This is a genomic window from Paraburkholderia sp. CNPSo 3274 (assembly GCF_024206475.1).
In the GTDB taxonomy this organism is placed as follows: domain Bacteria; phylum Pseudomonadota; class Gammaproteobacteria; order Burkholderiales; family Burkholderiaceae; genus Paraburkholderia.
The window spans coordinates 114,536-132,956 of record NZ_JAMBPR010000019.1 but is presented as its reverse complement, the minus strand read 5'-3'; the positions used below and the strand labels follow the sequence as shown (position 1 = coordinate 132,956).

Sequence of the window (18,421 nt, the reverse complement as noted above, 5' to 3'; positions counted from 1 at the left end):
GGTCGCGGGCCACAATGCGCAGGCTGCAGCGGACGCGGCAGCGAAGATCGCAGGCGTTGCAAAGGTGCTGCTCGCCGACGCGCCGCAACTTGAGCAGGGCCTTGCTGAGAACGTCGAAGCAACGGTGCTGAGCATTGCGAAGAACTACACGCACATCCTGGCTCCGGCAACGGCAGCGGGCAAGAACGTCACGCCGCGTATCGCCGCGAAGCTCGACGTCGCGCAGATCAGCGACATCACCGCCGTGGATTCGCCGGACACGTTCGAGCGCCCGATCTATGCGGGCAACGCGATTGCAATCGTCCAGTCGAGCGACCCGATCAAGGTGATCACGGTACGCACGACCGGTTTCGATCCCGTCGCGGCCGTTGGCGGCAGCGCAGCGATCGAGAAGCTCGAAGCGGCGGCGGACAGCGGTCTCACGCAGTTCGTCGGCCGTGAAGTGACGAAGCTCGACCGTCCGGAACTCACGAGCGCGAAGATCATCGTCTCGGGTGGCCGGGGTCTGGGCAGCGGCGAAAACTACACGAAGGTTCTGGAGCCGCTCGCGGACAAGCTCAACGCCGCACTCGGCGCGTCGCGCGCAGCCGTCGACGCTGGCTACGTGCCGAACGACTATCAGGTCGGCCAAACCGGCAAGATCGTCGCGCCGCAGCTTTACGTGGCTGTCGGCATCTCGGGTGCGATCCAGCATCTGGCCGGCATGAAGGACTCGAAGGTGATCGTCGCGATCAACAAGGACGAAGAAGCGCCGATCTTCAGCGTGGCGGATTACGGTCTGGTGGGCGATCTGTTCACGGTCGTGCCGGAACTCGCGAACACGCTCGCCTGAGGCGGCGCAGGGCACAAGACGCGCATCGAGCGCGCGCCCACGACACCCGCCAGCCGCGCCGCCCACGAGCGGCGCGGCCATCTAGCAGAAACAACAACAAGGCCGGAAAGCGTCAGGCAGCCCTCGAGGGCCGCCCGACACCATTTGTCCGTCACCGTGAGACAGCACGCAGTGCTTCGCACGAGACGGCACCAAGGAGACAGCATGACCACAACCTCGATCGACACGATCAAGGCGCATCCCGAATACCGGCAGCTCATCGCCGTGCGCCGGCGCTTCAGCTTCACGCTCACTGCGCTCATGATCGCCCTCTATTACGGCTTCATCCTGATCGTCGCGCTCGCGCCGCATCGTCTCGCCTATCCGCTCTATGCGGGCGCCACTACGAGCATCGGCATTGTTGTGGGCGTGGGCATCATCATGGTGGCCGTCGCGCTCACCGGCCTCTACGTGCTGCGCGCCAACCGCCGCTTCGATCCGGCCATGCGCGCACTGATCGCAAAGCTTCAGAACGAGGTGCAGGCATGAAGTCAGTCCGCTATTTCTGCGCACTCGCGCTCGCAGCCGCCAGCGGCTTCGCCCGCGCAAACGTACCGGCCGGCGCGGCGGCGCCCATGCCCGCGCATCAGCATAATCCCGTCGCCATCGGCATGTTCCTGCTATTCGTGCTCGTGACGCTCGGCATCACGCAATGGGCCGCGCGGCGCACACGCACGACGCGCGACTTCTATACGGGCGGCGGCGGCATCAGCGGGTTGCAGAACGGCCTCGCCATCGCGGGCGACTACATGTCCGCGGCGTCGTTCCTCGGCCTCTCCGGCATGGTGTTCATGTTCGGCTTCGACGGACTCATCTACTCGATCGGCTTTCTCGTCGGCTGGCCGTTCGTGATGTTCCTGATTGCCGAGCCGCTCCGCAATCTCGGCAAGTTCACGTTCGCCGACGTGGTCGCGTATCGCTTCGAGCAAGGGCCGATCCGCCTGATGACCTCGGCCAATTCGCTGATGGTCGTGATCTTCTATCTGGTCGTGCAGATGGTGGGCGCGGGCAAACTCATCGAGCTGCTGTTCGGCCTCGACTACTGGATTGCCGAAATCGTCGTGGGCGTGCTGATGGTGGTCTACGTGTACTTCGGCGGCATGAAGGCCACGACGTGGGTACAGCTCATCAAGGCGGCGCTCCTGCTGTGCGGGGCGACCTTCATGGCCGTGCTCGCGCTGGCTCACTTCGGCTTCAGCCCGAATGAAATGTTCCGCCAGGCCGTGAACGTGCATCCGGGCGCCCTCTCCATCATGGCGCCGGGCAAGCTGATCCGCGACCCGCTCAATGCGCTTTCGCTCGGCATTGCGCTGATGTTCGGCACGGCTGGCTTTCCGCATATTCTGATGCGCTTTTTCACTGTACCCAATGCGAAGGAGGCGCGTAAGTCGGTGTTTTACGCCACCGGCTTCATCGGCTACTTCTACCTGCTCACGTTCGTGATCGGCTTTTCGGCGATCGCGCTGCTCGCGCAGCATCCCGAGTTCTTCCGCCTCGACGCGGCAGGTCACTTCAATCTCACCAGCGATCTGCTTGGCGGTTCGAACATGGTGGCCGTCAAGCTCGCGCAGGCGGTGGGCGGCAACGCGTTCTATGGCTTCATCGCGGCGGTCACGTTCGCGACGATCCTGGCCGTCGTGGCCGGCCTCACGCTTTCGGGCGCCACGACGGTCTCGCACGATCTCTATGCAAGCTGGCTCGCGCGCGGACGCAAGAACGAGCAGCGCGAGATGCGTATTTCGCGCGTCGCGACGCTCGTGCTCAGCGCCGTGGCGATCGCACTCGGGATCCTCTTCGAGCACGCGAATGTGGCGTTCCTCGTCGGCCTCGTCGCGGCCGTGGCGGCGAGCGCCAACTTCCCTGTGCTCGTCATGTCGATCTTCTGGCGCGGCATGACCACGCGCGGCACGGTCGCAGGCGGCGTGCTCGGGCTGGCCTCCTCGGTATTGCTCACGCTGTTCTCGAAGTCGGTCTGGGTGGACGTGCTCCATCACGCGCATGCGCCGGTTTTCCTCGACAATCCTGCGCTGGTTTCGGTACCGCTTGCATTTTTCGGCATCTGGGCCGTCTCGCGTCTCGACGCCAGCGCTTGCGCACGCAAGGAACGCGAAGCGTTCGCCGCGCAGGAGTTCTACGGGCAGACCGGACTCCTGCCGATGGAGGCCGTGAAGCACTGAGGCGCCCGACTACCCCTGGCCCTGTGCCCTGCAGCGTGTGCATTGCGCCCGCGCTGCGGGGCACATTCTTTTGGCGGCGCATTTTCGCCAGGCGCCGCAGCGCCGACACGGCCCCCGTACGCACAAATGCGCAGCCGGTTATATTGCGCATGAGACGGGATTCCTTCGCCAGCCGCCGCCCGCCGCGTCCCACGCCGATCAACCGCCGCCGCGCCTGCGCGGCACCGAACCGCCCGCCGATGGAGCACGCCTACGACCACTTGTTGCACCTGCTCGCCGCGCATGCCACGTGGACGCTCGCCGTTGTCGTGGTCGCCGCCTTCCTCGAATCGCTCGCGCTCATTGGCACTTTCATCCCCGGTAGCACGGCTATGTTCATCGCCGGCGCGTTCGCAGCCACGGGCACGATCAATCTCGGCTGGCTGTTCGTCTGCGCCATCGCGGGCGCCGTGGCCGGCGACGGCGTGAGCTTCTGGATCGGCCATCGCTACCGCGACTCGCTCACCCAGATGTGGCCGTTCAGCAAACACCCCGCCATTCTCGAGCGGGCGCAGGCATATTTTGCGAGCCACGGCACGCGCAGCGTGATCCTCGCGCGCTTCGTCGCGCCGCTGCGCGCCGTCGTGCCGATCGTCGCGGGCATGGCGGGCATGTCGCCCATGCGCTTTTTCGTGATGAACGTGCTTTCCGCGCTGGTCTGGGCGCCCGCGCATATCGTGCCGGGCGTGGTGTTCGGCGCCTCGCTCCAGCTTGCGGGCGCGGTGTCGTTCCGGCTCGTTGTCATCATCGCTTTCGTCGCGCTTGCGGTCTGGCTCATCTGGCGCTTCGTGCGCATGCTGCTCCTGCACATCGACAACTGGGCCAGCTCGTCGCGGCGCAGCGCGGCGGAGTGGGCGGCGCAGCATCCCGGGCGCGCCTCGCGGCGCCTCGCGCGCCTGCTCGATCCGGCGCAGCCCGCGCTCGGCGCGATCGTCTTCATCACGGGCCTCGTGCCCGTCTGCGCGGCCGTGTTCTCCTATGTGCTCGGCAATGTACTGCGCGGCGCGCCGCTCGTGCAGCTCGACCAGTCGGTGCGCCAATTCCTCCAGTCGATCCGCACCACCTGGGCCGACGCGGCACTCGTGCGTGTCGAAACGCTCGGCAGCGGCTGGACGCTCATGGCGCTCATCGCGACCATGGCTATCTGGATGCTGTGCGAGCGGCGCTGGCGCACCATCGTGTACTGGATGCTCGCGGCGGCCGTTTCGCAGTTGCTCATCCTGATCCTGCGCTTCGTGATCCACCACTCCGCGCCGCTCGGCGAGAGCGTCGAGGCCTATGTGTTCCCGAGCGACCGCGTGGCGTCGATGGTGATCGTGTACGGGTTCGTGATGTTCCTGCTCGTGCGGCGCGCAACCATGCTGGAGGCCGCGCTTGTCGCCGCGGTCGGCAACGGGATTGTGGTGACCGTGGCGTTCGCGGGACTCTACTTCGACCGCTTCCTGTTCTCCGACGCCATCGGCGGCGCCGCCTTCGCCTCGATCTGGGTGGCGGCCGTCGTGCTCACGTCGCTCTGGCGTTATCCGCAGCGGCCGCCGGCGCGCGTTTTCATGCCGCCCATCGCGCTAGTCGTGCTCGTCGGCGCCTTTCTGCTGCAAACGGTGCCGGCCGGCCGCAATCTCGTGCCGCCGAGCGCTCCGGCGGCCCAGCGGCCGCCCGTCGTCGTCACTCAGCTCCAGTGGAGCGATTCACAGTGGAAAACGCTCGCGTGCTATCGCTTCGACATGAAAGGCACGCGGCGCGAACCGATGACGATCCAGTGGGCCGCGCGCGCCGAGGACCTGCGCGCGGCGCTGCGCGATGCCGGCTGGAGCGAGGGTCCGCAGTTTTCGGTGAGGAGCGTGCTTTCGCTCGTTGCACCGCACATCGACGTGATGATGCTGCCGCTACTGCCGAAGCTGAACAACGGCCTGCCCTCGCCGCTCGTATTCTCCCGCGCCCGGCTCACGGGCGACACCGGCGAGCCGGGCACCCACCGCGACGTGCTGCGCTTCTGGCCGTCGGGCTACGCGCTCGCGCCGCGGCGTCATGGAAACGGCAATGGCGATGGCCACGCGACCGACGGAGAGCCCACGCCGATCTGGGTTGGCTCGCTCGTCCACGAGCGGCTGCGGCGCGGGTCATGGCCGTTCAACATGGTCACGACCTACCCCGACGACGCCGCTGACCTCAGCGCCCCCGGCCAGCCGGCGGGCTGGCGCACGCTCGCGCTGCCGGGCGACGTGAGCTGCGAAGGGCGGCCCGTGAAGCTGGTCGTGCAGGGCGGCCGCTGAAGGGGCAATTGACGGCTCAGGCCGTGCTCTCGCCCCATCTTCCCGTGGCATGGAAGCGGTCGATGCGCTTGCGGGCGTCCGCGTAGGCGGCGTCGAGCGCGGCGTCGGGGCCCGTGTAGTTGCGCATCATGTCGTGAAAGCGCACGCTGCGCCCTTCGACATGGGCGTCCGCGCCGTGGCGGCAGATGTAGCCGCTGTAGTGGAACAGCGGCTCGGGCGCGCGCGGCCCGAACGCCGGAATCGGCAGCACCCAGATTTCGAAGCCTTCATGCTCGGTGTGGTCCCACATGGTGTGTCTCCTGTCGATCCGGAGTTAGTGCTTTAGCACTTACTCCGGTCCCATGCATAGCTCCCGATCCGGAGTTAGCGCTTCAGCGCTTACTCCGGCCTGCCCGTCAGGGCACGTCGATATCACTTTCACATCCTCGCACGGGCAGCCACTCGCCTGCAAACGGCCGTTTTCCCCGAGTTTGGCTAAACTATGCGGGCACAGCAGAACCCAACCCCGACTCAAGACTCAGAAGCGATACCCCACATCATGACGCCGGCCTCTCTCACGCAGGAACCGCAGTCCGTCTCCAGCGCCGTCACGCGCAACGCCTTCTTCATCGTGGCGACCGTCAACGAAGACGCCGCGAGCCGCGCCACCGTGCGCGCCTGGTGCGCCGACGTCGCCAACCTCGTGCGCGCAGTCGGCAAGCGCGTACCCGCCGGCAATCTCTCGTGCGTGGTCGGCTTTTCATCCGACGCATGGGATAAGCTGTTCGGCGAGCCGCGCCCGGCCAGCCTGCACCCGTTCCGCGAATTCGGCACGGGCGAGCGCAAAGCCATCGCCACGCCCGGTGACATCCTGCTGCACATTCGCGCCGATGAAACCGACCTGTGTTTCGAGCTGGCCACCCAGCTCATGACGCGCCTGGAAGGCGCGGTCACGACCGTGGACGAGGTGCACGGCTTTCGCAACTTCGACATGCGCGCGATGATCGGCTTCGTTGACGGCACCGAGAATCCGACGGGCAACGAAGCCGTTCACTTCACGGTGATCGGCGAAAACGAAGATCCCGAATTCTGCGGCGGTAGCTACGTGCTCGTGCAGAAGTACATGCACGACATGAAAGGCTGGAACGCGCTTTCCGTGGAGGCGCAGGAGCACATCATCGGCCGCACTAAGCTCCAGGACATCGAACTCGACGAAGCCGTGAAGCCGAGCTGGTCGCACAGCTCGCTCACCACGCTCGAAGACGACGCGGGCAACGAGATCAAAATCCTGCGCGACAACATGCCGTTCGGCCGGCCCGGCTCGGCCGAATTCGGCACCTACTTCATCGGCTACGCGCGTTCGCCCGAGCCGATCGAACAGATGCTCGAAAACATGTTCGTCGGCTTGCCGCCCGGCAACTACGACCGGCTGCTCGACTTCAGCCGCGCCGTCACAGGGGGCCTCTTCTTCGTGCCGTCGCAGACGCTGCTCGAAGCGCTCGCCGAAGTCGACCCGGGCGCCGTACCCACCATCGAGGTGAGCGCCGACCATGCATCGGAAACAGAAACCGAGTCTGCCGCCGCGCCCAGCGCGGACGGCTCGCTCGCCATCGGATCCCTCAAAGGAGCACCCCGGTATGAATAACCTCCATCGCGAGCTGGCGCCCATTTCCACGGCCGCGTGGTCGCAAATCGAAGAAGAAGTTGCGCGCACCTTCAAGCGCTCGCTCGCGGGCCGCCGCGTCGTGGACGTCGAGGGCCCCGGCGGCCCGGCGCTCGCGGCAGTCGGCACCGGCCACCAGAACGGCATCGAAGCGCCGCTCGAAGGCATTCGTGCGCGCCAGCGCGAAGTGAAGGCGATCGTGGAATTGCGCGTGCCGTTCGAACTTTCGCGCGAGGCGATCGACGACGTGGAGCGCGGCGCCGAAGACTCCGACTGGCAGCCGGCCAAGGACGCGGCCACGCGCCTCGCGTTCGCGGAAGACCGCGCGATTTTCGACGGCTACACGGCCGCGCAGATCACGGGCATTCGCGAAGGCTCGTCGAACCCGATCCTGCCAATGCCGGCCGATATCGCCGATTACCCCACGGTCATCGCCAAGGCGCTCGAACAGTTGCGCCTGCAAGGCGTGGACGGCCCGTATGCGGTGCTGCTCGGCTCCGACGCCTACACGGCGGTGAGCGAAGCGAGCGACCAGGGTTATCCGATTCTCGAGCACATTCGCCGTCTCGTGAACGGCGAGATCATCTGGGCGCCGGCTATTGAAGGCGGCGCGATCCTGAGCACGCGTGGCGGGGATTTCGCGTTCCACCTCGGTCAGGATGTGTCGATCGGGTATTCGTCGCATGACGACCGGAGCGTGAAGCTCTATCTGCAGGAGAGCTTCACGTTCATGATGCTGACTGCCGAGGCTTCGGTGGCGGTGAAGCCGGAGTAAGCTTGCGCTGATTTCTGCAGGCGATGAAAAAGGGGCGCTTTTTTTGAGCGCCCCTTTTTTATGACTCGCCGTTAGCGATCACTGATAGAAGTTCACCGTCACCACCGCCGAGCGGCCCGGCGCCCAGGTTGCGTAAATCGGGTACGCGCTCTGGTAGTACTCCTTGTCGAAGATGTTGTTGACGTTGAGCTGCAGATCGATCTTCTTCGACACACGCCACGTAGCCGAAGCATCGAAGCGCGCATAGCCCGGCGTCCACTTGCGCGAAGTCGCCGAAACCGATGCATACGTCAGGCTCGAAACCGTTGCGCCCGCACCCACCGTCAGCTTCGGCAGCACGTCGTAGCTCGTCCACAGCGTGAAGTTGTGCTTGGGCACCATCACCATCGGCAAGCCGGAGAGCGCGGGGCTGGCCGGGCCGGCATCGGTCGTGATCGCATCGAGGTACGAATAGCCGCCGAACACGGACCACTTGTTCGTCACGTTGCCCGCGAAACCAAACTCGAAGCCGCGCACGCGCTGCGAGCCCGCGTTGATCGTGCCGCCCAGACCGTCGCTTACGCGCGCGTTGGTCTTGTCGGTCTGGAACAACGCCGTGGTGAGCGAGAGGCGCTGATCGAGCACGTCCCACTTCGCGCCCACTTCGATATTGCGCGAGCGCTCGGGCGCGAGGTCCTTGTTCGTGGCCGTGATCTGGTCCGTGCCGCCGCCGAGACCCGAATTCGAGCCCGGCGGATTCGCCGAGGTGCCGTACGATGCATAGAGGCTCAAGGTCGGCACCGGCTTGAACACGAGGCCGAACTGGTAGCTGAAAAGATTCGACGTGTTCGACAGATCGGCCACGCCCGCTTGCTGCGCGCTCACGTCATAGCGGTCGAAACGCAGGCCTGCGTTGAAGATCCAGCGCTCGGAAAGCTGCACACTGTCGAACATGTACGCCGAAGCGATATTCGTCTGCGTATGCGTGGCAGGTCCCGGGAAGCTCTTGTCGCCATTGAGGACGATGCTGCCCGTCCACGGGTTATTCGGGTTCCAGTTGTTGATCGACGCGCAGTTGTACGCAACCGAGCACGGGCCGCCCGAGCGGATGTTGTTGCCCGCCGAATCGGACACGAGATAGCCCTCGTACAGGTCCTGCTCGTGGCTGAATTCCACGCCCGCCGTGAACGTGTGGCGCACGCCGTACAGGTCGAACTTGCCGTTCGCCTCGGTCTGGTTCGCGACGCTGTTGGTCGCGTACTTGCCGCTCTTGGCCTGCAGACTGAGGATGTTCGAAGTCGCGCTGGTCAACTGCGGATTGGTCGCCACGTAGTCGAGTGTCGAGCGGCCGAACATCGTCGTGTTCTTGATCTTCCACGCGTCGTTGATACGGTGCTCCACCTTCACTTCGCCCGTATCGGTCTGGCCGTAGCGGTAGTCGCGCGTGTTCAGGCCGTAAAACTGGCCGCGGTTGGACGACACCGGCGTGCCGCCCGTCGAGCGGAACGGCACGCTGAAGTCGGGCATGTCGTAGGTGTTCAGGTGGTAGTAGCTCACCGTGACCGTGGTCGGCGTGTTCAGGCCGAACGCGATCGAGGGCGCCACGCCCCAGCGTTTGCTGTACACGTCGGTGCGGCCTGCCTGGTCGGCGTCGTGGCCCATGGCGTTCAGGCGGAACGCGGTGGTGTCGTTGAGCGTCTGGTTCCAGTCGATGGTGGCGCGCTTGTAGCTGTCGGTGCCAAGGCCCACGCTGCTGTTGATGAAGTTGTCGGCCTGCGGCGTTTTCGTCGTGATGTCGATGCTGCCGCCTACCGACCCGCGCCCGGCATACACGGAGTCCGGGCCCTTGATGACGCTGATGTTCTGCACGTCGAAGGTTTCGCGGTTCTGCACGCCCGAGTCGCGCATGCCGTCCACGAAGATCGAGTTGCGCGACTCGAAGCCGCGAATCACGGGCCGGTCCGCGGACGGATTCGCCGCCGCGTCGCCGCCCAGGAACGTGATGCCGGGCACGGTGCGCAGCGCGTCCTGGAACGTCGTGACGTTCTTCTCCTTGAGCACTTGCTCCGGAATCACCGTGATGGAGCGCGGCGTGTCGATGAGCGGCGCGGTGAACTTGTACGACTCGAGCGTTTTGGTCTGCATGTCGGAAGGCGCCGAAACGACCTTCACGGCGGGCAGCGTGCTTTCCTCGGCCGCGGTGGACGATGCCGGCGTAGCCGCCGCTGCGCTCGCGGCGGGGCTATCGGCGGCGGGAGCGGTCTGCGCGTGAACCAAAGGCGATGCGAAGAAACCGGAGCAATAGAGCGCAGCGACGGAGGCGATGGCGCGCATCCGCGTTGGGAAATGGACGGACATGAGTAAGCGAGTTGGTCGGCGAGTTGTCGTAGTTGCAAATGCGCATGATTCTCATTTGTGATAGCAATTGTAATAACTCGTCATTTGTTTGTAAACGTTCAATTCGCAATTCATATGGCGATGCCATGCTTCCGCCGTGCCCGACTGCCGGTATGATGGCGGCCTCGCCCCGGACGACGCGACGTCCCGGCGCCCGGTTCCATTCACGAAGACAGAGGAAGACCGCCATGACGGCAGCAGCACAATTCGACCAGGTTTCCGTAATCAAACGCGCCAACGTCTACTTCGACGGCAAGTGCGTTTCGCACACCGTGCTGTTCGCCGACGGCTCGCGCAAGACGCTCGGCGTGATCCTGCCAGGCACGCTGAACTTCGGCACCGACGCCGCCGAGCTGATGGAAGTGCAGGCCGGCCAGTGCCGCATCCGCCTGGAAGGCACCGACGAGTGGAAGACCTACAGCGCCGGCGAGTCGTTCTCGGTGCCGGGCAAGAGCCGCTTCGACATCGACGTGATCGAGACGCTCGACTACGTTTGCAGCTACCTGTAAGCGAGGCATCGATTCGAACGCCCGCCGCGTAACTCGCGGCGGGCGTTTTCGCTTTTGCCGGGCGTGCGGGGCGCGCTGAACGTGCTGGACGCGCCGCCCTCATGCCTTCGCTAGAATGGGCGCCAGCCCGTCGCCTGGCGACTCCCACGCTTGTCTTCCCGCCGTGTCAGCCCGGCGCCAAGCGCATGCCCATTTTCGCGACGACCGTGCACGCGCTGCTGCAGATCGTGACCGTCGCGATGGGTTCGCCGCTTGGGCGCGAAGTCGCGCCGCGCGAGATCGGCGCCGCGTTCGCGAGCTGGCTCGCGAAGCGCACGGGCCTCACCGCCGCGGAGCGCCGCGTCATGATCGCGTGCGGCGCGGGCGCGGGGCTCGCGGCCGTGTACAACGTGCCGCTGGGCGGCGCGATGTTCGTGCTCGAAGTGCTGCTCGGCACGTTCGGCTGGTCGGTGGCGGTGCCGGCGATCAGCACCTCGGCCATTGCGGCCGTAATCGCATGGATCGGTCTCGGCGACGCACAGCAATACCACGTGCCCGCCGATGGCATCAATGCGCAGCTCGTGGTGTGGTCGGTGCTCTGCGGGCCGCTGTTCGGCGCGGCCGCGCACGGCTTCTCACGCGTGACGAGCCGCGCGCGCGACGCCTCGCCCAAAGACTGGCGGCTGCCGCTCTGCACGTTGGTCAATTTCGCGGGCATTGGCCTGCTGGCCATCTGGTTTCCGCAGTTGCTCGGCAACGGCAAGGGCGCGGCTGGCCTGAGCTTCGACGACAATCTCGGCATCGGACTCGCGGCCATGCTGCTCGTGCTGCGCGTGTTCATCACGACGACCACGTTGCGCGCGGGCGCCAAGGGCGGCCTGCTCACGCCGGGGCTCGCGAACGGCGCACTGCTCGCCATCGTGATTGCGGGGCTTGTGAATCACGTGTGGCCCGGTCTTTCGCCGGGTGCATTTGCGATCGTCGGTGCGGGTGCGTTTCTCGCTTCCTCGATGCAGATGCCCATCACGGCGACCGTGCTGATTCTCGAATTCACTCACGCGAATCACGATCTTGCGATTCCGCTGCTGCTCGCCGTGGCTGGTTCTGTCGCGACGCTGCGGCTACTGGTGCGTGCGCAGGGCCCTACTCGCGGCGCGCCAGCAGTCAGCGCCGAACGTGAACTGCGGCTCGCCGCCCTGCGCGAGCCGTCGGCGCGCGAGTCCTCCGACTGAACCGCTAAACGCCCAGGTCCGCCAGCGGATGCGCCTCGCCGCGCCAAGGCGACGCAAGAAAATGCTGCACGCGTTCGGTCCGCACTTCGACGAGCGTGGCGGGCGCCCAGCGCGGCTTGCGGTCCTTCTCGATGAGATGCGCGCGCACGCCTTCGCAGAAGTCGCCTTCCTCGATCGCACGGCCAACGATGCCAAGCTCCATGCGGAAGCACTCGGCGAGCGTCATCTGGCGGCCGCGCAGCAGCGCTTCGCGCGTGACTTCGAGCATCGTGGGCGAATAGTGCGTGAGCGCTTCGAGTGTGGCTTCGAGCCACGCTTGTTCCGCTTGCGAGGGTTCGCGTTCGAGGTCGCCGCGCAGCGATGCGACGATCTGCTCGACACGCAGGCGGCGCTCGAAGTGCCGAACGATGAGCGGCGTGAACGAAGCGAGCGCGCCATCGTCAGCCTCGTGACATGGCGCGACGAATACTTCGCGCAACGAAGCATGCACATCGCCTGACCATTGCACGGCCAGCAGACGCGCCTCGTAGCCATCGAGCCATTCGCCTGGCACGCAGGCATTCGCGAGGCCGCAATGTACCGCGTCCGCGCCGCTGAGCATCGCACCGGTCAAGCCCACGTAAAGCGCCATCTCCACCGGCATCTTCGCGAGGAAGTGCGTCGCGCCCACATCGGGCAAGAGCCCGATGCGCGTTTCCGGCATCGCGATCTTCGTGCGCGAAGTCGCCACGCGCAGCGCCGCCGCCTGGCCGAGACCCATGCCGCCGCCCATCGTCACGCCGTCGAGCAGCGCAACGAGCGGCTTGGAAAACGTGTTCAGCGCGTAGTCGAGACGATATTCGTCGACGAAGAATTGCTGCCAGCCGTTCGCGCCTTCGCGCGCTTTCTCGCGTGCGAGCTGATAAATCGCGCGTACGTCGCCGCCCGCGCAAAAGCCTTTCGGGCCCGCCCCTTCCAGCACGAGCGCGACGATGTCGTCGTCCGTGCGCACGCGTTCCAGCAGCACGGCCAGTTCGCGCACCATGGCGTGCGAAAGCGCGTTGAGCGCAGCCGGCCGGTTGAGCGTGACGATCGCCACGCGATTGACCACGCGAAACAGCACCTCCTTTTCGGCTTCCGTTGCAGCCTGGGCGGAAGCGGGTATTGCATTCATTGCCTAGTTCTCCGTTTCAATATGCCAGCGCGGTTTGCGTTTTTCCAGAAACGCGTTGACGCCTTCACGCTGGTTGGGCGAATCGAAAAGATCGACGAAGCGCTCGCGCTCGACGGCGAGCGCCGCGCCGCGCGGCACGCCATTGCGCGCCTGATGGATCAACGACTTGCTGAAGGTGACCGCTTGCGGGCTCAAGCCCGCAACACGCGCGGCCATGGTGAGCGCGGCCTCGCGCGCGCCGCCCGTCGCGACGACTTCCTCTACGAGACCGATGCGCAGCGCCGTTTGCGCGTCCACGCGTTCGCCCGTGAGGATGATGCGCTTGGCCCAGCCTTCGCCCACGAGCCAGGGCAAGGTCTGCGTGCCGCAGCCAGAGGGCAGCAGTCCCACGGCAGGCTCGGGCAGCGCGAGTTGGGCATGCTCCTCGGCAATGCGGATGTCGCACGCGAGCGCGCACTCCAGGCCGCCGCCCATGGCATAGCCGTTGATCGCCGCGATGACCACGGGCCGCGCCTTCTGCAGCGCCTCGAATGCAGCGCCGAACGCGCTCGCCGCCGTGCGTGCGACCTCGCGCTCGCCACTGGCGAAGGCGTTGAGGTCGGCGCCCGCGCTGAAAAACTTCGGCCCGCTGCCGGTGATGACGACCGCGCGCACCTGCGGCTCGCGGTCGAACGCCTCGATGACCTGCTGGAGCTGACGCAAACCATCGATCGTAAAGGCATTCGCAGGCGGCCGCGAAAGGGTGATCAGGACCACCGCGCCTTCATGCGCGTACTCGAATTCGATCATTTCGGACTCCGTGTGGATATCAGCGCAGCTCGGGGAAATCCTCTTCCCAATACTCGTCGGGCTGGCGCGCGGGTTCGGCGCTGCGCTCCATTTCGCGTCGGCGCAGCTCCACGCGGCGGATCTTGCCCGAGATAGTCTTGGGCAGGTCGCTGAACTGCAGGCGGCGGATGCGCTTGTAGGGTGCGAGCTTTTCACGCGAGAAGCGGAACACCTCGCGTGCGAGTTCGGGGCCGGCCTCAAAGCCCTGGCGCACGATGACGAAAGCCTTCGGCACGGAGAGGCGCAGTTCGTCCGGACTTGGCACGACCGCCGCCTCGGCGATCGCCTCGTGCTCGATCAGCACGCTTTCCAGCTCGAACGGGCTCAGGCGGTAGTCGGACGACTTGAACACGTCGTCGGCGCGGCCCACGTAGACGTAAGAGCCGTCGTCGCGACGCAAGGCGACATCGGACGTGTGGTAGTAGCCGTTGCGCGTGGCGTATTCGCTCGCCTTCGCATTGTTCGCGTAGCCCGTCATCAGGCCAAGCGGACGGTGTGCGAGCGGTAGCGCGATTTCTCCCTCGCTCACGGGATGATCGTCAGCATCGACGAGTTCCACGCGGTAGCCCGGCAACGGCCGTCCCATCGAACCCGCCACCACAGGCTGGCCCGGCGAATTGCCGATCTGGCAGGTCGTTTCGGTCTGGCCGTAGCCGTCGCGAATCGTAATGCCCCACGCGTGGCGCACGCGCTCGATGATCTCGGGATTGAGCGGCTCGCCCGCGCCCACGATCTCGCGCAGCTTCACTGCATACGTTGCGAGCGGCTCCTGGACGAGCATGCGCCACACCGTGGGCGGCGCGCACAGCGTGGTCACACCGCATTGCACGAGTGCGGCGAGCGTGTCTTTCGGCACGAAGCGCGCGTAGTTGTAGACGAACACGCAGGCCTGCGCATTCCACGGTGCGAAGAAGCAGCTCCACGCATGCTTGGCCCAACCCGGTGAACTGATGTTCCAGTGGACGTCGCCGGGCATGAGGCCGATCCAGTACATCGTCGAAAGGTGGCCTACGGGGTAGCTCTCATGCGTGTGTTCGACGAGCTTGGGCTTCGAGGTCGTGCCCGAGGTGAAATAGAGCAGGAGCGGGTCGGCGGCGCGCGTCGGGCCGTCGGGTTCGAACGCGGGGCTCGCTTCGTACGCGCGCGAAAGGTCGATCCAGCCTTCGCACGCATCGGGCGCCGCGCCTACCGCAATGCGCTTCACGCTTTGGTCGAGCGCATCGAATTTGCCGAGTTCGGCGGCGTCCACGACGACGTAGCGTGCGCCGCCCGTTGCCACGCGCTCGCGCACGTCGTCGGGCGAGAGTTGCGTCGTGGCGGGCAGCACGATGGCGCCCAGCTTCATCGCCGCCAGCATCACGTCCCAGAGTTCGACGCGATTGGGCAGCATCAACAGCAAGCGGTCGCCACGTGCAACACCCTGCTCGCGCAGAAAGTTCGCCATGCGCGACGAGCGCTCGGACATCTGCGCGAACGAATAGCGTGTGCCGCCGTTCGCGAGGTCGTCGACGATCCAGAGCGCCGGGTTGTCGTTGCCGCGCGCCATCACGTCGAAGTAGTCGAGCGCCCAGTTGAACGTGTCGAGCTTCGGCCACGCGAATTCATCGTACGCGCGTGCGTAGTCGGTACGGTGACGCAGCAGCAGTTCGCGTGCGTCGATGAAGGCCTGCGCGGAAGGGGTGAACCCGGTCATCGTCGTCTCCTGTCGAGCCGGAGTTAGTGCTTTAGCACTTACTCCGGTCCCATGCATAGCTATGGCGCATATGCGCTCGCTTATTATTGCTTCGTCTTCCTCATTTCTTTTCAAAGCTGCCGTGCAATCACCATCCGCTGCACTTCGCTCGTGCCTTCATAAATCTGCGTGATGCGTGCATCGCGGTAGTGGCGCTCCACCGGATAGTCATTCAGGAAGCCGTAGCCGCCATGAATCTGAATAGCATGGGAGCACACTTCCTCGGCCATTTCGGAAGCATAGAGCTTAGCCTGCGAAGCCTCGGAAAGACACGGCTTGCCAAGCGTGCGCAGCCGCGCCGCGTGATGCACCAGATGACGCGCGGCGTTGATGCGCGTATGCATGTCCGCGAGCAGGTTGGCCACGCTCTGATGCTTGATGATGGGCTCGCCGAACTGCACGCGCTCGTGCGCATACGCACGCGCCGCATCGAAGGCCGCGCGCGCGATGCCCAGCGCCTGCGCGGCGATGCCAATGCGTCCGCCTTCGAGATTCGCGAGCGCGATCTTCAACCCTTCGCCGCGCTGGCCGAGCAGATTCGCTTCGGGAATTGCGCAGTCCACCAGCGAGATCGGGCAGGTGTCCGAAGCGCGGATGCCCATCTTTTTCTCGGGCGGCCCGACGTTGAAGCCCGGCGTATCGGTCGGCACGATGAACGCGGAAATGCCGCGCTTGCCGGCGTCGGGATCGGTCACGGCAAACACGATGGCAATGTTCGCGCGCGAGCCGTTGGTCACGAACTGCTTGTTGCCGTTGAGCACCCACTTGCCGTCGCGCAGCTCGGCGCGCGTGCACAGGTTGTTCGCCTCGGAGCCCGCCTGCGGCTCGGTCAGGCAAAACGCGCCGATCAGCTCGCCGCACGCGAGCTTGCCGAGCCAGCGGTCCTTTTGCGCGGCGGTGCCGAACTGCAGGATCGGCCCGCAGCCCACCGAGTTGTGCACGCTCACGAGCGTCGCGCACGAGGCGCAGCCGGCCGCGATTTCCTCCATGGCGAGCGCGTAGGCCACGTAATCGGTGTACGAGCCGCCCTGCTCCTGCGGCACGATCATGCCGAGAAAGCCCAGTTCGCCCAGTTGCTTGACGACCTCGTCGGGCAGCCTGCAGTCGCGGTCCCATTGCGCCGCATTCGGCGCCAGCTGCTCGCTTGCGAAGTCGCGCGCGGCGTCGCGAATCATGCGCTGGTCGTCGGTGTAGAACTCGTCCATGTGTGTCCCCTTCCTGTGTCTCTTGCGCTTGCCTTCCACTGTGGCGCGATGCGGCCCCGGCTGCAAGGCTTGCGAAAAGTGTAGGCACGCGAGCGACCGTATTCGATGCCCGCCACGCTCAAAATCGTTGATCGGATTTACCATATAGGCTGTGACAACCCCTTGGGAGGCGGTTCTGTGCAACCGGAGAGAACCCATACACTGAGCGAAAAAGGCACGATCTCGATGAGCCTCGTGAACGAGACGCTCGCGCTGGCGCGCGCGGGCGGCCTCGAAATCGCGCCACTCACCGATGCCGCCGGCATCGCGCCCGCTGTGCTGCTCGCGCCCGAGGCGCGCGTGAGCGCGGCGCAATATGGCCAGTTGTGGTCGGGCATCGCGCGCGCGCTCGACGACGAATTCTTCGGCCAGGATTCACACGCGATGAAAAGCGGCAGTTTCATCGCCATGACGCACTCGGCGCTCGGCGCCAGCACGGGCCGCCATGCGCTGCAGCGCGCCGTGCACTTCATGCGGCTCGTGCTCGACGATCTGTCGGGCGAGATCGACATCGACGCCACGCGCGTGCGCGTCACGCTCTCGCATCGCGCGGGCAAACCCACGCCCACGATGTTCGCGTACGCCACGTGGTTCATCCTCGTCTACGGGCTCGTATGCTGGCTCGTGGGGCGGCGCATTCCGCTTCTCGCGGCGCGCTTTCGCTGCCCGCAACCGGGCGCCGCGCATGAATACCAGCTCATGCTCTGCGACGACATGACGTTCGATCAGCCGGCCACATGGTTCGAATTCGCGCCCGGCTTTCTCGAACTGCCCGTGATCCAGACCGCCAGCTCGGCGCGGGCGTTCCTGCGCAACGCGCCCGGCAACTTCGTCGTGAAGTACCGCAATCCGGGTTCGTTCGCAGCACGCGTGCGACGCGCGCTGCGCGCGCTGCCCGTCACCGCGTGGCCCGATGCCGACGCCATCGCGCAGCGCCTGAACGTGGCGCCCGCCACGCTGCGCCGGCGGCTGAGCCAGGAAGGCCACAGCTGCCAGTCGATCAAGGACGAATTGCGCCGCGACCTGGCGATCGCGGCGCTGCAGGAACCGGGCCGCTCAGTCGCCGATGTCGCCGCCGCTGTCGGGTTCGCGGAGCCGAGCGCGTTTCATCGGGCGTTCCGCAAATGGACCGGACAGCGCCCAACCGACTACCGCACGGCAAACGCTCGCAATGCCTTTTTGAAGCATCGCGGGTAACGAAAGAAGCCTCGATCGCCCTTTGAGTTAACGAGATAGCGCCTATACTTTCAGGGATATCCCTAATGTGAAAGGCCTTGCCATGAACTCCCTTCCGCGTGTAGCGCTCGGCGTCCTCGCCGCAGCGTGCTGCTTCGCGTCGGCTGCGGCGGTGGCCCAACCGTACGATCCCTCACAACCGCTGACTCGAGCCCAGGTCCGTGCGGATCTGATCGAATGGCGGCAGGCCGGCTACGATCCGCTCGACTGGATCGACTACCCGGAGAACGCTCAACGCGCGGGCGCGATCGTCGCGCAACGGCGTGCGGCGCGCGCCGGATATGGCGCTCCCGCCGGTCAAATGTCGCAGTAATCGCTTGATTGCAGGACGGCCGCAGTAATCCGGCATCGGGCG

Annotated in this window: 15 protein-coding genes and 1 pseudogene; 10 read left to right on the top strand and 6 right to left on the bottom strand. The window is 65.7% G+C overall.

The window, feature by feature from the left end; all coding sequences use genetic code 11:
* From M3I54_RS15680 to M3I54_RS15665, 4 genes are all read left to right on the top strand, one after another.
* A partial coding sequence (locus M3I54_RS15680) for an electron transfer flavoprotein subunit alpha/FixB family protein (protein ID WP_254337326.1) occupies nucleotides 1-832 on the top strand: 832 nt, incomplete at its 5' end.
* Between the two features lie 204 nt (nucleotides 833-1,036).
* Nucleotides 1,037-1,360, top strand: a complete 324-nt coding sequence (locus M3I54_RS15675) for a DUF485 domain-containing protein (protein WP_254337324.1) — start codon at nucleotides 1,037-1,039, stop codon at nucleotides 1,358-1,360.
* On the top strand, nucleotides 1,357-3,048 hold the full coding sequence (locus tag M3I54_RS15670; RefSeq protein WP_302058966.1) for a cation acetate symporter: 1,692 nt from the start codon (nucleotides 1,357-1,359) through the stop codon (nucleotides 3,046-3,048). The genes M3I54_RS15675 and M3I54_RS15670 overlap by 4 nt, the downstream gene beginning before the upstream one ends.
* 149 nt (nucleotides 3,049-3,197) lie before the next feature.
* Nucleotides 3,198-5,360 (top strand): VTT domain-containing protein, encoded by a 2,163-nt coding sequence (locus M3I54_RS15665; protein WP_254337321.1) that lies wholly within the window; start codon nucleotides 3,198-3,200, stop codon nucleotides 5,358-5,360.
* 16 nt (nucleotides 5,361-5,376) lie between these two features.
* On the opposite strand, the gene M3I54_RS15660 is transcribed toward M3I54_RS15665, so the two are convergent.
* Nucleotides 5,377-5,649: a hypothetical protein gene (locus tag M3I54_RS15660; RefSeq protein ID WP_254337319.1), complete on the bottom strand. Its 273-nt coding sequence runs from the start codon at nucleotides 5,647-5,649 to the stop codon at nucleotides 5,377-5,379.
* Between the two features lie 249 nt (nucleotides 5,650-5,898).
* Here M3I54_RS15660 and M3I54_RS15655 point away from each other — a divergent pair, with 249 nt between their 5' ends.
* Both M3I54_RS15655 and M3I54_RS15650 read left to right on the top strand, forming a co-directional pair.
* Nucleotides 5,899-6,984 carry a Dyp-type peroxidase gene (locus M3I54_RS15655; RefSeq protein ID WP_254337317.1) on the top strand — a complete coding sequence of 362 codons (1,086 nt, stop codon included), beginning with the start codon at nucleotides 5,899-5,901 and terminating at the stop codon, nucleotides 6,982-6,984.
* Nucleotides 6,977-7,777 (top strand): family 1 encapsulin nanocompartment shell protein, encoded by an 801-nt coding sequence (locus M3I54_RS15650; protein WP_254337315.1) that lies wholly within the window; start codon nucleotides 6,977-6,979, stop codon nucleotides 7,775-7,777. Before M3I54_RS15655 ends, M3I54_RS15650 begins: the two co-directional genes overlap by 8 nt.
* Before the next feature lie 78 nt (nucleotides 7,778-7,855).
* Here the strand turns inward: M3I54_RS15650 and M3I54_RS15645 are convergent, their stop codons facing one another.
* Nucleotides 7,856-10,114, bottom strand: a complete 2,259-nt coding sequence (locus M3I54_RS15645; protein ID WP_254337313.1) for a TonB-dependent siderophore receptor — start codon at nucleotides 10,112-10,114, stop codon at nucleotides 7,856-7,858.
* A 227-nt stretch (nucleotides 10,115-10,341) separates the two neighbouring features.
* Between M3I54_RS15645 and M3I54_RS15640 the strand changes: the two genes are divergently transcribed.
* Nucleotides 10,342-10,662, top strand: coding sequence for a pyrimidine/purine nucleoside phosphorylase (locus M3I54_RS15640; RefSeq protein WP_254337311.1), 321 nt, complete (start codon nucleotides 10,342-10,344; stop codon nucleotides 10,660-10,662).
* 182 nt (nucleotides 10,663-10,844) lie between these two features.
* Nucleotides 10,845-11,873, top strand: a pseudogene (locus M3I54_RS15635) (chloride channel protein); the annotation flags it as partial.
* Nucleotides 11,874-11,877: 4 nt separating this feature from the next.
* On the opposite strand, the gene M3I54_RS15630 reads toward M3I54_RS15635, so the two are convergent.
* The 4 genes from M3I54_RS15630 to M3I54_RS15615 form a co-directional block, all read right to left on the bottom strand.
* On the bottom strand, nucleotides 11,878-13,026 hold the full coding sequence (locus M3I54_RS15630; protein WP_254337309.1) for an enoyl-CoA hydratase/isomerase family protein: 1,149 nt from the start codon (nucleotides 13,024-13,026) through the stop codon (nucleotides 11,878-11,880).
* Between the two features lie 3 nt (nucleotides 13,027-13,029).
* Nucleotides 13,030-13,815, bottom strand: a complete 786-nt coding sequence (locus M3I54_RS15625; RefSeq protein ID WP_254337307.1) for an enoyl-CoA hydratase — start codon at nucleotides 13,813-13,815, stop codon at nucleotides 13,030-13,032.
* A gap of 19 nt (nucleotides 13,816-13,834) precedes the next feature.
* On the bottom strand, nucleotides 13,835-15,547 hold the full coding sequence (locus M3I54_RS15620) for an AMP-binding protein (protein ID WP_254337305.1): 1,713 nt from the start codon (nucleotides 15,545-15,547) through the stop codon (nucleotides 13,835-13,837).
* A 110-nt stretch (nucleotides 15,548-15,657) separates the two neighbouring features.
* Nucleotides 15,658-16,791, bottom strand: coding sequence for an acyl-CoA dehydrogenase family protein (locus tag M3I54_RS15615; protein WP_254337303.1), 1,134 nt, complete (start codon nucleotides 16,789-16,791; stop codon nucleotides 15,658-15,660).
* 225 nt (nucleotides 16,792-17,016) lie between these two features.
* Here M3I54_RS15615 and M3I54_RS15610 point away from each other — a divergent pair, with 225 nt between their 5' ends.
* Both M3I54_RS15610 and M3I54_RS15605 read left to right on the top strand, forming a co-directional pair.
* Nucleotides 17,017-18,027, top strand: a complete 1,011-nt coding sequence (locus M3I54_RS15610) for an AraC family transcriptional regulator (protein WP_254337300.1) — start codon at nucleotides 17,017-17,019, stop codon at nucleotides 18,025-18,027.
* Nucleotides 18,028-18,109: 82 nt separating this feature from the next.
* Nucleotides 18,110-18,379 carry a DUF4148 domain-containing protein gene (locus M3I54_RS15605; RefSeq protein ID WP_254337298.1) on the top strand — a complete coding sequence of 90 codons (270 nt, stop codon included), beginning with the start codon at nucleotides 18,110-18,112 and terminating at the stop codon, nucleotides 18,377-18,379.
* Nucleotides 18,380-18,421: the final 42 nt, after the last annotated feature.

What these genes read in the sequence shown, in the direction of transcription:
- M3I54_RS15675 (WP_254337324.1), top strand. Translation starts at nt 1,037, where the DNA reads ATGACCACAACCTCGATCGACACGATCAAGGCGCATCCCGAATACCGG.
- M3I54_RS15670 (WP_302058966.1), top strand. Translation starts at nt 1,357, where the DNA reads ATGAAGTCAGTCCGCTATTTCTGCGCACTCGCGCTCGCAGCCGCCAGC.
- M3I54_RS15665 (WP_254337321.1), top strand. Translation starts at nt 3,198, where the DNA reads ATGAGACGGGATTCCTTCGCCAGCCGCCGCCCGCCGCGTCCCACGCCG.
- M3I54_RS15660 (WP_254337319.1), bottom strand. Translation starts at nt 5,649, where the DNA reads ATGTGGGACCACACCGAGCATGAAGGCTTCGAAATCTGGGTGCTGCCG.
- M3I54_RS15655 (WP_254337317.1), top strand. Translation starts at nt 5,899, where the DNA reads ATGACGCCGGCCTCTCTCACGCAGGAACCGCAGTCCGTCTCCAGCGCC.
- M3I54_RS15650 (WP_254337315.1), top strand. Translation starts at nt 6,977, where the DNA reads ATGAATAACCTCCATCGCGAGCTGGCGCCCATTTCCACGGCCGCGTGG.
- M3I54_RS15645 (WP_254337313.1), bottom strand. Translation starts at nt 10,114, where the DNA reads ATGTCCGTCCATTTCCCAACGCGGATGCGCGCCATCGCCTCCGTCGCT.
- M3I54_RS15640 (WP_254337311.1), top strand. Translation starts at nt 10,342, where the DNA reads ATGACGGCAGCAGCACAATTCGACCAGGTTTCCGTAATCAAACGCGCC.
- M3I54_RS15630 (WP_254337309.1), bottom strand. Translation starts at nt 13,026, where the DNA reads ATGAATGCAATACCCGCTTCCGCCCAGGCTGCAACGGAAGCCGAAAAG.
- M3I54_RS15625 (WP_254337307.1), bottom strand. Translation starts at nt 13,815, where the DNA reads ATGATCGAATTCGAGTACGCGCATGAAGGCGCGGTGGTCCTGATCACC.
- M3I54_RS15620 (WP_254337305.1), bottom strand. Translation starts at nt 15,547, where the DNA reads ATGACCGGGTTCACCCCTTCCGCGCAGGCCTTCATCGACGCACGCGAA.
- M3I54_RS15615 (WP_254337303.1), bottom strand. Translation starts at nt 16,791, where the DNA reads ATGGACGAGTTCTACACCGACGACCAGCGCATGATTCGCGACGCCGCG.
- M3I54_RS15610 (WP_254337300.1), top strand. Translation starts at nt 17,017, where the DNA reads ATGAGCCTCGTGAACGAGACGCTCGCGCTGGCGCGCGCGGGCGGCCTC.
- M3I54_RS15605 (WP_254337298.1), top strand. Translation starts at nt 18,110, where the DNA reads ATGAACTCCCTTCCGCGTGTAGCGCTCGGCGTCCTCGCCGCAGCGTGC.